Raw genomic sequence first — 15,997 nt, 5'->3', positions numbered from 1 at the left:
TGTAAAGAAGATGGCCACTTGGACATGGCAAGGTCCTAAAACGGCTTAACATAGTGGCTCGAAGAGCCCAAATCTCGTAACCTTTGGTCAAAATTTCAAAAGGGGGTTCGGAATTTTTTAATTCCGAACCCCCCTTTTGTCTACAAACTGAGGCTATCCATTTTAATGGTGGCCTTTTTGCTTTCCTTCATCTCCTTATTCATACTGATGATAAAGCCCTTTTTAAGTACCTTTGTATAGCCCCGTTCTTTAGACCCTTGGATAAACCGATTATCAAAACCGTTGCCATCACACGTTTTGAAGCATGCCTTCATGGACAGCCATGGACCTGAGCTTACAATCCACAAGCCGTTCAGGCAAAGAACGGATCGATTGACTCAACCCACAGTGAACCATCCCCATTCCACAAGCGCACCGCTGCCATTCACGGAATGCATCCGCAATTCACATACCGCAAAAAAGGCAAAAAAAAGAGACGAAAGTATCATCTCTTTTGATAAATTAGGATATATCGACGAATCTGGCCGTAATATCGACGAAAATCAGGATATATCGACGAAAAAAAGAATATATCGACGAAAATCGCTATTATATCTGCGAATCTCGTTAATAGTTCGGTATGGAAGCAGGAGCCAGACGCTCTTTTTGTATCGTGAAAAAAGCTTGGAGCGAGTTCTTTTTATGTGCGAGTGTCGCATTTCGGGCTGCCGGGGCAATGGCATGACTGCCGTACTTGCGAATTTTTGCCATTAGCTTGTCCAATTCGCCAAACGTATCGTTTCTAATGCTTATCATATATTCCGAAGCGGTCTGCCCATCATCGTTCGGCACTTTCCGTTTTCCCTCGGATTCGGGCACTTTCTTTACACGGGAAATCAGCCATTTCTCGCACCAGTCGTTCAACACGCGGCGGATGAAATCTGCTTGGTGGTGCTTTTGAAGAATCGGTTCGATATGTGCTGCCACTTCCCAATCCTTCACGTTGCGGCCGAGAGCTTTTTCGGAGATGTCCCTATGAAAATGTTCGCGATCAAGCAAGCTCTTGATTGACGCTGCCTGGTGGGCATACTTGGCCATTTGTTCCAAGGTTTCGTTGTAAATGACCTTACTTAAATAGGCAGATGCTTGTTTTGGTGCCAGAAGTAAATGCTTATTGGCAGGAAGGGCATAGGCGAATTTCTTTAAAGAATGCGAATAGACGAATCGGGCTAGCTTTTGCAGCTCCTGTTGGATGTCGGTGGAAATACTCGATGATGTCGCTTCCTGCAGAAAGGAGCGGTAAATATACTTGCCGACCCGTTCCAGCTCCATGCATACAGAATCACTGATATGCCCAAGAAAGCCAGAGTTGAAAATCGTTTTTCGCAGCAAAGTCCGTTCCGCCCGATTTTCCATATACTGCTCCAATATGCCTTCGTTGAATGTGAATACAAGAACTTCCTTCTTTGAAAAAGTCCGGCTTGCAAACGTAATCGTCACCATATAACCCAGAGCATCATGGACTGCATCAATGGCATTCACTAAACGTTTCCTTGTGAAGAGTGAGCGGCCATCAGGAACGATTTCGCTATAATCGAACATCACCTCTTCCGACTTCGAAACGGACATCCGGAAAGCGGCCATCAACAGCAGCCGTTTCCCAAGAATGCTTAAGCCTTTGAAAGCATCGCTATAAAAGAAACGGTACTTCTTGCAATAACGATCAGTCTTCTTATTAAACCCAAGGATACTCGCAGGTCCCAGATTGAACTTATATAGAAGTTCCCCATCTTGATGGACGGGCACGAAAACCTTTGGAAGAGATCCTTGAGGGGCGGTGAATTCCCTGATGATCTGCCTTAAGTACTTTTCTGTTGTTCCGACACCGCGTGCCATCCTATGGAGCGGACTCTGAATCACCCCATCCCAATCACTATGAAGCAAGGCGTACAAGCACGTATCGAATTCAGTGGAAGATGCATTTCTTAATAGGTGGTGGTAGGTTTCTTCATAAATCATCCGGTTTCGCCCCCTTTCTTATCCGCCCTATATATAAACCTTCCCTAACAAAAAGTAGCAGCATCCAGGGAAAATAAAAATGCAAGATTCCAAAATATTATAAAACTAGTAAATAAGGTGCGGAAAAGTGATAATATGGGTAAAAAGGAACATACATGACAAGGAGAGATTTTTAAAACCATGATACTTTCACTTATCGTCTTCATACTAAAAGGGATGCTCCTGAAATTGCCCTTTGCTCTATTGGGGCTTTCGTTGATTCCGCAAAGGTGGATGCAGGCAACCGCAAAAAAAGAAAAGGGCTTTTTCATCGAACAAGCGATGAGATGGCTGCTTTCTGCATTCCTATTATTTTTCATATTCGATATTATATTATTGGACCTTACGGCAGCCGCATTCTTTTCGAGTTTTGCCCTTCTATTCGGGCTCATCCTCATCATTGATTCGGGAATGTACATATACACTGTCAAGGAGGTTTCAACATCCCGCAGTAATCGAAGGAGAAACGAAGGAAATAAACCAGCCAAGACTCCTTGGAATGTTCATTTCAACAGCTTGATCGGGGGCATCTTGATCATGGCTTGGGTCATCATGCTGTTTTACCCGCTCACTGTAGCTGAAGACCTCCACGGTTTGGCGAAGGTCGATAAAAAGGGTGAGCTCGAAGAAGTGCAGGATATAAAAACGATGCAGCTCGTCACAGTGAAAATGGCAGATGCAAAAGGTGATGCAGCGATTAACAAAATAGAAAATGCCTCATATTTCACGGAAGGCGATTATAGACTGACCAATATAAATGGTGACTTGACGTATACCTCGCCGATCGAAATGGACGGGTTTTTTAAAGCAGGGAAAGCGGATTACACGCCAGGATTTAACCTGGTTTCCGCGGTTTCGACGGATAAAGGGGCAAGCACGATAAAAGGAAAAATGCTCTATGCTCCCTCACAGTACCTTGAACATGATCTGGAAAGGACGATCAGGAGGGCATATCCGGATAAAATCATCTATGATTCCTATTTGGAGCCGGACGAAGCTGGCAAGCCCTTCTTTGTAGCCTCTGTCGGGCATCATTTGAAATACCGCAGCGGCTCCGTCGTGGACGGGGTGGTATTGGTCGATCCGAAAACCGGCGGCACGAAATACTATCCGTTAGGAAAAGAACCGAAATGGGTAGACCGGACATACACCTTGGAAACGGCGTTGGAATATTGGACGTACTGGGGGAAATATGTTCACGGCTGGAAGAACCAATCTTTAATTGGCGCAAAGAAGGATGTCTTGATCCCCAATGAAGATAATATGCAGGTTACGTTCAATGAAAAGGGCGAATTGATTTATGTCGTTGATTTTACCAGGGCCAAATCAAAAGGGAATTCAAAAACCCTCGTAGGCTATGGTGTTTTCAACGCCAAGACCGGCGAGATGACCTACTACAAGGGAGTCACCTCGGTTCTGACTGGAAAGGAAGCGAAATCCAACGCCAATGCCAGTGAGTTTTTGTCCAAATATCCAGGCTGGAAAGCCACCAATGGCGTTTTCTATACGATATACGGTGCACCAACATATGTCATTCCGGTAACGAAGGGCAGTAAGTTCCAAGGCGTGGCCATCGTTTATGCCAATAGCGATAATCCCCAAGTGGTCTTCGGGAAAACGAAGGACGAAGCTTTCCGGAACTATAAAAAACTGATTGCCTCTTTAGGCAAGGTCAGTGGCGTCACCCCGCAAAAAGGATTCGAGATGAAAGAAATCAAGGGGAAGGTAGCCAGGATCAACGATGCTAATCTTGCAAACGGCTACGTCTACTATCTGCTTGTGGAGGGAAATGGGAAAAGATTCTCGGTCGACCCCAGCATCAACGCACTCTCCGATATCGTCTTGACGAAAGCGGGAGACCGGGTTGTCCTGAAAGTGCTCGACATGGACGAAGATATCGTACCAGTCGATCAATTCACGAACCTCGACCTGCCAAAGAAATAAACGGCAGCCTAAGGATTAAGTTCGGTATAACACCGGACTTGATCCTTTTCATATAAAGCCCTTAATGAGCGGAAGGCTGTTTTCGTGAAATAACATGAGGAGTGAGGGTATGGAAAGAAATAAACAAGGTCGATATGTGAATATGATTTTGGGGACTATCGGTCCTATGCTCATTGCTTTAGCTGCATTAAGATATCTTGCTAAAGGTGATTCTAGCGGGTATATCATCATCTTTTTTGGCTTCATTTTAACGATTGGCTATATCAGCTACTTAGAGAAAAAAGCGGGAATCAGTAAAAAATGGACAGCGATTAGAGTGATTGTAACTTTAGTTGTACTTTTATTGTTTACATATCCCTTATATTTTTAACTAATCAAGTAGCGGGTTTTAACGTTAAAGAAAGGCAGAATTTCAAGGGAGGATTATATGTCGAACAAATTGAAAGAAGTCTTCGGATTGTTCTTTGAAAATAGGGAAAGTGAAAGTACGAAACCATTTGTCCAGATCAGGTATGTAATGGCGACAGCGATAGGCTTGGTTTTGATTTTGTCATTCACGACTGATTTTAATATACATTTCATATGGTTGTTATTAGGAATTGGATCAATCATAGATGCCATCGAAAGTTATTGTAACAAGGAAAATAAGAAGAAGGTGTTTATGGCTATTGGGTTTGCGTTTTTATTTTTCATCGTATTTTTGACATAGCGTTATGATCTCACTTCATGGATAAGCTCGATATATTGTGAATCTCCATATCCAATGGATGGAAACCGTTCGAATAACCGATTAACTAATTCGGATGTCGGTAAGTGTTTGTTTTTGGAAATGTACGTCACCACGGCATTATTTGCTTTGAGCATATCCAAATATAGGTCGATTGCCTGGTCCATGATCGGCGTGAGTTTTTTTGCTGGTTTTTCATGATTCACCAATACTTCTTGATAGACAGATTGATAGGTTCCTAAAGTGAGTTCAGCTTGGCTTACTTTAAACTCATCCTCCCTGAAGCTGTTTAACAATACTTTGCCGGCATATCCTGACTGTTCAAAATAGGAAAGGAGGGTGAGGAGGTTCATTTGGCAAAACATGTCTTCACCAAACCATAAAACGATAAAGGTGTACTCGTTATGAAAGAGGCCGTTTAATGGCTCGATAACCTTTCCCATATAATTTTTCACCGACTCATGATGCCCTGCTGCCCGTGTTTTTATGAACGATTGATCGAAAACCTGCGGAGTCGTCGCGTTAACACACATCGCTTCATTGAATGGAACGTAATCAGAATTCCCCATTAAATTACTTTCCTTGAAATCTTCATACATAGCCTGACCATTCAAAATGTGGAGTACGTCTTTATTAAACAACTCACTCTTCGCATGTTTCAATTGTTCAACCTCGATTTTTCTGGAAATAGTCATGCCGCTCCACTCCTCGTCTTTATTGATAGATTTGACAAATGATTGAACAATCATCTATAGATGACCTTTCACCCAATCAATCATATGTTGTCTATGCTCATTCTCACTCCTTAATAGAAGTATAATAGATTTCCGTTTCATACGTTTGATTTTTCTTCTTTACTTGAATTTCCGAGCTATCTCCAAAGAGTGTTTTGGGGCTGACCTTTTTTATAAAATGAAGTCATTGTATAATAATGGTATCGTTTATTAAAGGAGGATGAGATGTTGGGTGGCAGCACATTGTTTGTTCCACATAGTGTATATATCCTTTTAACTTTGATCCCTATCGTAATTTCTTTGGTTCTTACTGGTTTTGCCATTTATTTTGTGAGTAAGGTCATTAAGTTCATGAATGAAAAGGTAAAATTAGATCAAGAAAAGAACGAGAAGCTGGATGAATTAATTAAGGCAATCAAGGGATAAAAAAGTAAAAGTTTCTATATATAATTCAGGGGACAAAAGAACTTGATTTACATCCAAATTTTAATGACAGATGGGAGCTAGTTACGATGATAAAAGGTTTTGGCGGAATATTTTGGAGAACTAAAAATCTAGAGTCAGTAAAAAAATGGTACAGTGAAGTGTTGAAGCTTGAAATAGACAATTGGAATGGGACGGTAATACAACCCCAAGCAGGAAATGAGACCATCTTTTCTTTCTTTACCGAGGATGACCGTTATTTTCCAACAGAACAACAAGTGATGTTAAATTTCCAGGTAGATAATCTAAGCGAGACAATTAAGCATCTTGAACAAATAGGTGTACCTCTTGCCAAGAAAGAAGAGATTAGTGAATATGGAAAGTTTGTTTGGATTGAAGATCCTGAAGGCCGGCTGATCGAGCTTTGGGAGAAATGACTACGAAGCTAATGGTTGCGTTAGCTGAAGATCGGAGCTGTCTATAAGGCAGCTTTTTCTTATGAAAGGGACGGATAAAATGGATGTTGAAAGTTTGATAAAGAGGAAAATAACTGTCACTTATGTCACGACAGCGGTTACTTCCTTTATCTTCGTTTATTTGTACATGGCTGATGGAATGAAGGAGGGAACGACCTATAATTTAGGAGGGGAATTTTTAAGATGGGTATTTTTATATAGTATGTATGTAGGTGCAATTGTCTTGATTTATGGCACCCTGGTTTCAGTAGTCATAGAATATCTGCAAAGAAGATGGTTTATAAAACATACATGGCTTTACATTTTGCTTCATGGTCTTTTTGGTTTATTGAATGGATTGTTTTTTCAGGAAACGTCATTAGTAATAGCCGGAATGGTTGCTGCTTTATTCTATGCTTTTATTGATAGATGGCTATATGTTAGAGATAAGGCTCAACAGACTACAAAGCTGTTCTTGCTTTTCCCTCCCTTAGCATGTGGTTTGCTATGTGTGTATTTTCAAATAATATCAGAACCTTTACCTCCATTTTCAACGGAAGATGCTGTTGAATTTGCCACTGATGGAGAGGGGACTTTTACTGAGGTTTTCCCTAAATATGTCGGCAAGGTGGATGAAATGATTCACGGTTATCATGTTGAGAGAGAAACATCTGCGAAAGGAATTGGAAAAGAAAAATATCTCATTACGTTTACTGAGAGGTGGAACAAAGGAAAAGAAAAGGGATTCTGGTCCTTTTCTTATGAAGTAGAACGAAAATCTTTAACCGCTTATGATGATAAGGGAACTTACCCTCCATACTATCAATAAATGAATGAAGATTCTGATTCGCTGTCTTGTGTTGGATTCCTCTTGACCTAACATGCCCGACTATTTAAACCAACTGTTATTTTTATTATTGTAGCTGTCCATGGTATCAATACATAGGTTTTTCTCTGAAAGTGGGAATCCACTGAATATATTCAACACAATTTTTGCCCGGCAAAAAACCTATTCCTCCATATGCTAGCCCTGTAGCACCAGATAATTGAATAACATTTGCCCATTTACAAATAATATTAAAAATTAGAAAGGTGGAAATCGATGAAAAAGTTGTTGTTTTTAGCAATTTTGCTGGCTTCCATGAGTCTCGATAACGTTTCCATTAGTGCTGAGAAACAGCATAAGCACGATTCAAAAGGTATGGAACAAGTTATGGACCATTTTATATTAGACCAGTTTTCTGATGAAATGAAACAAGCAGTAACCGATTTTTATAAAAAGGATTCAGTGACGTTTCAATATAATTGGTGGGATAAAAATTATGATGTTGTGGAAATAAAACAATCGGAAAAAGGAAGGGAATTAAGCCATCCTTATATAATAAAATTTACTGTTAAAACTTACGATGGAAATAAAAGGGGACAATTAGGCACGGATACCATTACATTTGGTGTTTCACCCCTCCAGTTTAACAAAGACCTGGATGAGAAAAATTTAGCCGCTTCCAATGTGGAATTATTAAACTATAGTCACGGTGAACCTTCGAAAGGGAAATGATAACGAAAAAAGCACCTGCTTGGTGCTTTTTTCTATTATCTATTTTAATTAACCTTTACCTTTTACACAGCCTATTATTTATTCTCTCTAAAATGGCATGCTTGAGTTCCGATGGGGAATCAGAACGAATGGCGATTTTAGTACATTCTTTTTGAATTCCCATGAACAGAGTAACTTTTATTGATTTTTTTAAGTGGATAATCATATCCGGGTCAACCTTAGCAAAATCGCGAACGATAAAATCGATTGTGTCTTTCGGTATTTTCTTCTTTAAGATTTCAAGGTCCACAATAATGGATTCAATGTTATCGAACTGAATTTCGGCACGTTTTACCAATCCTAAAGATATAAATAGCGTCCGGTCATTCATATAAATTGGATTTAATCTGATTGCTTGAATATTCGCCAGAAAATAAACGACAGAGTAAATATTAAGGACTAACAAAATTAGAGAGAGGGTCGTCGATTTTCCATGAATCCACAAGTGAATCCCTAACGTTTCAATAACAATTGCATGAATCATCATAATTTGAAAAGCCATGTAACTAGAATTTTTATAAATAGTCATGCCAGGAGGCGGAGTCTTTTTCCAACTGAAAAATGCATAATAAGACATGAGAGCTTCTGAGCAAATCATATGAATAATTGGATTTTTCTTCACATACAAATTAACAGCGTGTGGAAAAGAAAAAATGACAGGCAATTTACTAGATGAAACGGTCCTGACAATTTGGGGTACATAACGTACAAACATAAAGATCAGTAAAACTTCGAAAACGATTAAAGCTGCTTCAATAGCAATTCCTGCCCAAGTGACTGCCACGAATGGTTCCAAGAAATCATAGGGTATCAAAAATCTCGCTAAAATACACCCCATTGCTGTAAGAAGTACCGCCATCTTTATCGTGAATTTCCGCTGATAGAGCATAAAAAGTATAGGAAGCAGAATCACTAAATCTAATAGCGAGCCTAAAACGACTTCATTGGTATCATCTGGTAATATACCATTGCCCACGTTTGTGTTGTATATAGCGAAGTTACTACATAGGACCAATCCTAACATTAATAACCAAACCCATTTTCCCTTTTCAATCAGAACCATTAGCTTCTCCTTCACTATAAAAAAATTGTCTAACAATAAATATTTCGTTAACGAAAAAAATGAAAGTGAACGAGCCCTTATGCATGACGGACTCTTTATTGTCATTTTACTTTAAGTAACATTATAGTAACTTATTGGGTATTTTGGTGCAACAGCTATTCTTTTAGCTGGAAATGCAAAAATGTGGTTTCTTGTTTTGGAACAGAGCTGCTTTAATCTTTTTTGCTAACTCAATTGGTGGACAATGGAAAATGATACATACATGGAAGATCCATCATATATTTTGAAATGTATTTTCAAAAACCAAAGGCGCTATAATCGATTTAGTTAAAAAAATTAAAATAACATTAACTAAAGAGGATTATGTTTGCTTGTATTAGCTTAAATTCAGAAAAATAGATTGAACATTCTAGAAAAAGTAATTGGATTGGTTGTTGTAAATTGGAGAGATTTAAGCTCTGTCACAAAACTTCTAATCATTTAATAAATACAAGTGCGTAAGCCGATGGGGCAGCCTTTGTACGGATCTTTTTATATTGGAGTATAAGGTTAGCCAGTTTTTACTGGATGACCTTTTTTTAATAGAATCTATTATATCAGTAGCCAGGGCAGGACGCAGATTTCGTATAGCAGTTAAGCTCTCCAAAAAATATAGGCCGCTTGGCAATGTTAGGCGGCCCTGATCATTTTAAATGGAATAATAATCGAAAAACATGTCCAGAAACGAATGAAACACCTCTGATTTCTCATCACGGCGGTATGCTACTGCTATATCCAGCGGAACTGTCGTATCCACCAGTTCCCTAAAGGCAACCTCAGCAGTTTGTGTATTTCCAGCTTTAAGTGAGAAGCTCATCCCAAGGGAGACGAAGGAGATTACCGTTTGGAGGTCATGGGTCTCGACCGTGATATTAGGAGAAAACCCGGCTTGAAGACAGGTTTTTGTAATTACATCGTAAAAGCCCGGTCCAATCACCCTTGGGGTAATAACTAATGATTCGTCTGCCAAGTCTGCTAAGGAAATGGGACCCTCTTTCAGTACAAAGTCATGATGAGTTAGTAACAAGCATAGTGTATACGAACTGTGCATATTCCTATTTATCAACGTATCGATTTCCTCTCTTTCAAAAGTTGAATAAAATGCACTTTCTATTCAACCTTTCTAGAAATATAATGAAACGGAAAGGAGGCAATAAGAAATGAAGCATGATTCTATGCACCAAGGGCATAAAGAGCATAATAAACGGGTAGCGGAGTTTCACAAAAAACACGCTGCTCAAGTAGCTAATGGAGAGAACGGAAACGGTTGGTTAGCCAAGCTCGAAACCTCTTTTTTTCATAAAGTACTTGTTCCTCTTAAAATTGTGAAATAACATCTTTTTTTTCTGCTTCTGCTCTTTGAGGAGCAGTTTTTTTGATTTTATATAAATACTTTGTGATTCGGTATGCGTCAACTCTGCGATAAATCTTTATGAACTAACGGGGCAGGTTAGTTCAAAAAGGAAGTCTATATTAGCCTTAATTTCAAAGTTAAACTGTTATGATTATAAAATTGACTTTATGACTAAGAAAAAAATACTGACTATTATAATTGAAGGGATCCTAAAATGTGTACCTTATTCAACTACTTCTTCTTATAGATCCGGATAAAATAATATACTGCAAGGGAAGTTAATCCAACATTCGTATATATATATAATATACCGGCATACCATATATTTTTTTCAGCAAGTGGGTCGAAAATATAATGTAAAAAATGATTTATTGCCACATACAATATGCAAACATACCAGAATACCTGCTCTTTTCCTGAAATGAATTTTTTAACAAGTTGAAGAATAACAAACCAAAGCACGAGTATACATAATGTGCCAATAAAATTGAAGGGGTAAGGTACAAAATAAAAAATGTATCCACTATAAAAAAACGCAGATAACAAAAGCATTAATAGTGATTTTCTGAATTCTTTTCGTGTAATAAAAATATATAAACCGACTAAAATACCAACACAAGAATAAATGTAGTGAAATAAATTTTCCAATTCAAAACCTCAAATTCAGCAACGAATTTTTTCCAATAAAAAACGACATTCTTATCCTATTATAGGTTAAACTGCTCGGAAATACAGGCCTTTCAACAATCACTTTACTCATTGTTAAGATATCTCTACGATGTTTAACAAAACCTAAAATATGGTCCCAATTTAAATAATTGTCGAGGTTTTGTAGCCATGCCATTAAATCGGTGCATCCACCCTTTCAACTGCTTTTACATTTTAAAAATAATAATTTCTAATATTTTAGGCTGGTGAAGTAGTGCTACTGAAGTTTAGCGCTGCAAACAGGCAGGTTACTTAAGAAGGTAATATTTAGATTGGTATGGATATAAGTAGAAAAGGTGATTTTTGGAGAGGATATGGGGGATGTAACGAAATGGTTATTGGGGTTAAGAACCATGAAGGCTTATGCAGAGTGTCAAGGCATTATATTGGCGATGATTTATTTTACTAAGTTTTTAATGTTTTTATTGATATATGCCAAGTTAGCAGTACACTAATAAAGTAATAAGGTTTAGTTCAGTAAAATAAGGTATATTATATTTGTTGAATAGATTCTCTTTACAGACAAGAAAAGTAGGTGAATAAAGTGGGAAAATATCAATTGGATTACAAAAGTCAGGTAGCTGTGACAAAGTTTCATGAAAAACAGAAGCCTGCCAAATTTGATAAAAAGCAGCAAATAGAAAAAATACGTGCGGAGTATTTGAAAAAGAAGCAAAAACAAACAGATCAATAATAGGAATGAAAACATAGGAAGACTAAAATCTCCCTATGTGATGAAGAACGATATTCCTGTCTTTGAAAAGGGGTTGGGAATTTAAATTCCCAACCCCTTTTTGAGACTCTGCCTTATCGATTACATGTATTTCAATACTTTATATGCCAAAATAGCTAAGTATAACTTTATGCCATTATCATAATGGTCTAGGTCCAATCCGGTTTTTTTCTGTATCTGATCTAGCCTATATGTCAGTGTATGGCGATGAATATATAGCTCACTTGCCGTTTTTTTGATGCTTTGATTGAAAAAAAGATAAGCTTCAAGTGTCGTAATGAGGTCTACCCCTTTTGAATCAAATAGATTTCCAAGATATTTTTGGTGAAATTCCTCTAAATCCACCCCTGATTCTTTCATTTCCATCAGTAATTGATATACCCCAAAATCATTGTAATGGGCGATCGATTTTGGTTTAAATAGAACTTGGGAAAAACGTGCGGCTTGCTCGGATTCAGCCGCACGTTTAGGTAATTCATGAATGTTGGCAGCTGTTTGACCAATCCCTATGGCTATCGGTTCATTTAACGATGTTGAATTCCAACTAGTTAAGAGGCTCTCCGCTAAGTCCATACTACTCGATCCAGGTTTTGCTTCCGCCATAATCATCACACTATCGGATTTCGTCCGCAGAAGGTAGGGGATTTTCGACTTTCCCATAGTGTGTTGAATCATTTCGGTTAATTGATTGTATTTTTCATCACTGTTCTCCTCATTCAATGATGGAAAATAAATGAATAAGATACTTTGTGGGTTTGCAAGGTCTACGCCTAGTTTACGTCCTCTCTCGATCATATCTTGATTATTGGAGATTATGGGATTCAATATTTCATCAAGGAAGTCACTGGTAAGCCGCAATTGGGTCTCCTCTATTGCTCTTCTTCGCAAAAATTCAATGGCATATACAGTCGTCGCATGCTCGATTGCGATAGAATCCAATTCTTCCGATAACCTTTTTTCCTTTATGATGAGTACATTTCCGTAGGTATGCTTATTGGCGATAATAGGTTGACTGATCATTTTGACGTTATCCATTTGTTTTTCATCTAGATTGGTTAAATTGTCGATATCAATAAAGTCATGTTTTAGGCAGGAGCTTATTACTTCATCTTGTGCCATAAGGATGATACTTGCATCCAGTATGTCATGAAGGGTTTTCGTAATCGGATCAAATCCATGCCCTTCCAATACAAGCCGTGTAAACTCCTTATGGATACGCAGCGAATACTCCAATGTTTGGCTTTGTTTGTTCACAATTTGTACGAGTAGTTCTTTTGTGATCATCGAAAAATTTATGTCTTGAGGAATTTCAATTAAGGGCAGGGCAAATTCGTCGGCGATGGCGATAAATGATTTTGGAATTTCCTTTAGATAAAAACCGGTATATAAGGCTATTCCAGATAGTTTTCCGCTGGATAAAAGCTTTTCGAACACCTTGCGTTTCTCCGTATTTTCTCCTAATCCGAATCCTGTTGTAATCAAAAACTCTCCATCTTGTAAACGATGGATATCTTCAATTACCTCCACAATGGTTACCCATTTGAGCCAATTTTGTAAGCCCTTTTTGCCAGCCATTAATTTGGTTTGTTGCATAATCGGCAGTTGCAACGCTTCATACATCCGAATCGCCATAGATAGCCCCCCAGTGAGTAAACATCGATTAGTCTTTCATCCATTATACACAGTGTACAATGGAACCCCGATTTTTTCATCCGTTTGTCAAATTGTGGTTTGTCGGAAAATTTAATAAAGTTTTAGTATACTCTTATAATCCGAGGGAGCTGTAAAGGATGAAGGAACGAGATCATTTAATTAAACCGATATTAGGTAAGCGATATCCAATGGCAGCATCGGCAAAAGGCATATATATATATGATCAGGATGGAAAAAAATATATCGATGGGTCTTCGGGAGCTGTAACAGTAAGTATAGGACACGGTGTACAGGAGGTTATCAACGAAACTCTTGCACAGGCAGAAAAGATTTCATTTTCTTATCGATCGCAATTTACCAATGAACCAGCTGAAAAACTAGCGAAAAAATTGAGTCAATTGGCTCCTGGAGATCTTAATTGGTCATTCTTTGTCAATAGCGGTTCGGAAGCGACCGAGACAGCGATGAAGATTGCGATCCAATATTGGCAAGAAAAGGGAAAATTGAAAAAAGACCGCATTATATCCAGATGGTCGAGCTATCACGGAATTACAATGGGAGCATTATCGATGTCAGGGCATGTGCTAAGAAGACAGAGATTTTCATCGTTGTTAGCTGATTATCCTTCCGTATCTGCCCCATACACGTATCGCCGGCCGGAGCACGTAACGGAAGAGGAGTGGGGTTTTCTTTGTGCACAAGAACTAGAAACGGAGATTAGGCGCATTGGGGCAGAACGTGTTGCTGCATTTATTGCCGAGCCGATTATAGGCGCTGCGGGTGGGGCCATCACGCCACCAGCTAATTATTATCAGAAAATCAAAGAAATTTGTGAGCGTTATGACGTCCTATTTATCGCAGATGAGGTAATGACCGGAATTGGCCGTACCGGGAAAATGTTTGCCATCGAGCATTGGAATGTTACGCCGGACCTTATTACCCTAGGAAAAGGAATGAGTTCAGGGTATACCCCCATGGCAGCCACCCTAGTCAGCGATAAAGTCATGGAACCTATTTTGAAAGGATCCAAGACCATTATGGGCGGCCATACTTATAGTGCCAATCCGCAATCTGCAGCGGTTGCCCTAAAGGTCATTGAATACGTGGAGAAACATCAATTGGTAGAAAAAGCAGAAGAACAAGGTAACTATCTGATGAGTAAATTGAAAGCGCTCTCGGAATCTTTTGAATTGATTGGGGACATAAGGGGAAAGGGTCTACTAATTGGAATGGAGTTTGTCGCAAACCGGGAAAAGAAAAACCCTTATCCACCAGAATTAGATGTAACGAATCGGGTAATTGAGCATGCATTTGATAAAGGGTTACTTGTTTATCCGGCTTCAGGAGCCATTAATGGGATGGGGGATGCCATTATCATTTCGCCACCCTTGGTTATTACAAAAGGTGAACTGGATCGTTTGGTAGATATTTTAGAAGCGGCCATTTCCGAGGTGCAATGTGAACTCCGTCTGGAGGGGAAGGCAGATCCTACTGTCCAACTTTAAACAAGGATGAGCCAGGACGGAGCCTTTTCGATATACGACGTGAGCGGCCATCCTGAGGAGTTTACAGAAAAAAAAACGCCCGGAGAAGTAGCTGGTGCAGCACTTCTGCGGGATTTAAGTTAAGGAGGATACATGATGTCTATTCAAAATCTGCCTTTTTTCACTCGAATCGAGACGGGGGAAAGTTTTACGATGGAACTCTATCTTGATCATGCAAATCAACGATTGCGCATTGATGATTATCGGGGGAATATCAAAACAGTGATAACTCGATCACTCGTCATCACTCAGGAGCACGGCTTTACAAAATTGATCCTTAAAGCCAGACAAGAAGATTTATCTGCGACATTGGCTCGTGGGTTTGTGCTCGAAGGAATATTGAAGAAGTATTTTCATGGGAATGATGCTTATTGCATGGCCTTGTATTTTACTGATGAAAGGCGGACAAGTGACGATTGGATGAAGGAAGATAAAATTATCCAGGATGTCATCGATATTCCTAGAGTGATAGAAAAGCGGCAACTGCCTGAAGATTACTCCCTTCGATTTGCTGAAGTTAAAGATGCACATGAGCTGGCTAAGTTATATGGTGAAATTTTTGAAACCTATCCAACACCAATGAATGATGCGGGCTATATCAAAAAAGTGATGGAGGAAGGTACGATCTTTAGTGTTATCCAATATGAAGGATCGATTGTCAGTGCTGCATCCGCGGAAGTATGTGAAAGGTATCATCATGCTGAAATGACAGACTGTGCTACGATTCCTCATCATCGGAAACATGGTTTTATGAAGGTGCTTATCTCGTCATTGGAGCAGGAACTTATCAGGAAAAATATTTATTGTTCCTACTCTTTGGCACGGTCTTTGTCGATGGGAATGAACGCCGTCTTTCACCAGCTTGGGTATGAATATGGAGGAAGATTAACGAAGAATTGCAATATTTGGGATAAGTATGAGGACATGAATATCTGGGGGAAAGATTTATCTTCAGGTGATGGAGACTTTAAATAGGCATATGTTTC

General features: G+C 39.1%; 15 protein-coding genes and 1 pseudogene. 11 read left to right on the top strand and 5 right to left on the bottom strand.

Features of this window, described 5'->3' with window-relative positions:
- Positions 1-606: 606 nt before the first annotated feature.
- Positions 607-1,998, bottom strand: a complete 1,392-nt coding sequence (locus tag AS888_RS04800; protein ID WP_061141024.1) for a hypothetical protein — start codon at positions 1,996-1,998, stop codon at positions 607-609.
- Between the two features lie 180 nt (positions 1,999-2,178).
- On the opposite strand from AS888_RS04800, the gene AS888_RS04795 reads away from it, so the two are divergent.
- From AS888_RS04795 to AS888_RS04785, 3 genes are all read left to right on the top strand, one after another.
- Positions 2,179-3,981 carry a hypothetical protein gene (locus AS888_RS04795; protein WP_061141023.1) on the top strand — a complete coding sequence of 601 codons (1,803 nt, stop codon included), beginning with the start codon at positions 2,179-2,181 and terminating at the stop codon, positions 3,979-3,981.
- A gap of 109 nt (positions 3,982-4,090) precedes the next feature.
- Complete coding sequence (locus tag AS888_RS04790) at positions 4,091-4,351, top strand: hypothetical protein (protein ID WP_061141022.1); 261 nt, start codon at positions 4,091-4,093, stop codon at positions 4,349-4,351.
- A 57-nt stretch (positions 4,352-4,408) separates the two neighbouring features.
- Positions 4,409-4,690: a hypothetical protein gene (locus AS888_RS04785; protein ID WP_061141021.1), complete on the top strand. Its 282-nt coding sequence runs from the start codon at positions 4,409-4,411 to the stop codon at positions 4,688-4,690.
- 2 nt (positions 4,691-4,692) lie between these two features.
- Here the strand turns inward: AS888_RS04785 and AS888_RS04780 are convergent.
- Positions 4,693-5,451 (bottom strand): annotated as a pseudogene (locus AS888_RS04780) (AraC family transcriptional regulator); the annotation flags it as partial.
- A 219-nt stretch (positions 5,452-5,670) separates the two neighbouring features.
- Here AS888_RS04780 and AS888_RS04775 point away from each other — a divergent pair.
- From AS888_RS04775 to AS888_RS04760, 4 genes are all read left to right on the top strand, one after another.
- Complete coding sequence (locus AS888_RS04775; RefSeq protein ID WP_155645382.1) at positions 5,671-5,868, top strand: hypothetical protein; 198 nt, start codon at positions 5,671-5,673, stop codon at positions 5,866-5,868.
- Positions 5,869-5,954: 86 nt separating this feature from the next.
- Positions 5,955-6,302 (top strand): VOC family protein, encoded by a 348-nt coding sequence (locus AS888_RS04770; protein WP_061141018.1) that lies wholly within the window; start codon positions 5,955-5,957, stop codon positions 6,300-6,302.
- Between the two features lie 79 nt (positions 6,303-6,381).
- Entirely contained in the window at positions 6,382-7,149 is a 768-nt protein-coding gene (locus AS888_RS04765; protein ID WP_061141075.1) for a hypothetical protein, read from the top strand.
- 273 nt (positions 7,150-7,422) lie between these two features.
- The gene (locus AS888_RS04760) at positions 7,423-7,878 is read left to right on the top strand and encodes a DUF3888 domain-containing protein (protein WP_061141017.1); all 456 of its coding nucleotides are present in this window, start codon (positions 7,423-7,425) and stop codon (positions 7,876-7,878) included.
- 55 nt (positions 7,879-7,933) lie between these two features.
- Here the strand turns inward: AS888_RS04760 and AS888_RS04755 are convergent, their stop codons facing one another.
- Together AS888_RS04755 and AS888_RS04750 are read right to left on the bottom strand one after the other, a co-directional pair.
- Entirely contained in the window at positions 7,934-8,980 is a 1,047-nt protein-coding gene (locus AS888_RS04755) for a hypothetical protein (RefSeq protein ID WP_061141016.1), read from the bottom strand.
- Positions 8,981-9,668: 688 nt separating this feature from the next.
- Complete coding sequence (locus AS888_RS04750; protein WP_081092321.1) at positions 9,669-10,070, bottom strand: LysR family substrate-binding domain-containing protein; 402 nt, start codon at positions 10,068-10,070, stop codon at positions 9,669-9,671.
- A 109-nt stretch (positions 10,071-10,179) separates the two neighbouring features.
- Between AS888_RS04750 and AS888_RS26080 the strand changes: the two genes are divergently transcribed.
- Entirely contained in the window at positions 10,180-10,353 is a 174-nt protein-coding gene (locus AS888_RS26080) for a hypothetical protein (RefSeq protein ID WP_185113027.1), read from the top strand.
- Positions 10,354-11,625: 1,272 nt separating this feature from the next.
- A complete protein-coding gene (locus tag AS888_RS25510; protein WP_061141013.1) occupies positions 11,626-11,775 on the top strand; it encodes a hypothetical protein in 150 nt (49 codons plus the stop codon).
- Positions 11,776-11,895: 120 nt separating this feature from the next.
- Here AS888_RS25510 and AS888_RS04735 read toward each other — a convergent pair whose 3' ends face one another.
- Complete coding sequence (locus AS888_RS04735; RefSeq protein ID WP_061141012.1) at positions 11,896-13,446, bottom strand: PucR family transcriptional regulator; 1,551 nt, start codon at positions 13,444-13,446, stop codon at positions 11,896-11,898.
- Between the two features lie 158 nt (positions 13,447-13,604).
- Here AS888_RS04735 and AS888_RS04730 point away from each other — a divergent pair, with 158 nt between their 5' ends.
- Positions 13,605-14,972, top strand: coding sequence for an aspartate aminotransferase family protein (locus tag AS888_RS04730; RefSeq protein WP_061141011.1), 1,368 nt, complete (start codon positions 13,605-13,607; stop codon positions 14,970-14,972).
- Between the two features lie 135 nt (positions 14,973-15,107).
- Positions 15,108-15,986, top strand: coding sequence for a putative beta-lysine N-acetyltransferase (gene ablB, locus AS888_RS04725; RefSeq protein WP_061141010.1), 879 nt, complete (start codon positions 15,108-15,110; stop codon positions 15,984-15,986).
- The last annotated feature ends 11 nt before the right edge of the window (positions 15,987-15,997 follow it).

Origin of the sequence: Peribacillus simplex (assembly GCF_001542915.1) — a bacterium.
GTDB classification, from domain to species: domain Bacteria; phylum Bacillota; class Bacilli; order Bacillales; family DSM-1321; genus Peribacillus; species Peribacillus simplex_B.
This window is presented reverse-complemented; position numbering and strand designations above follow the sequence as displayed.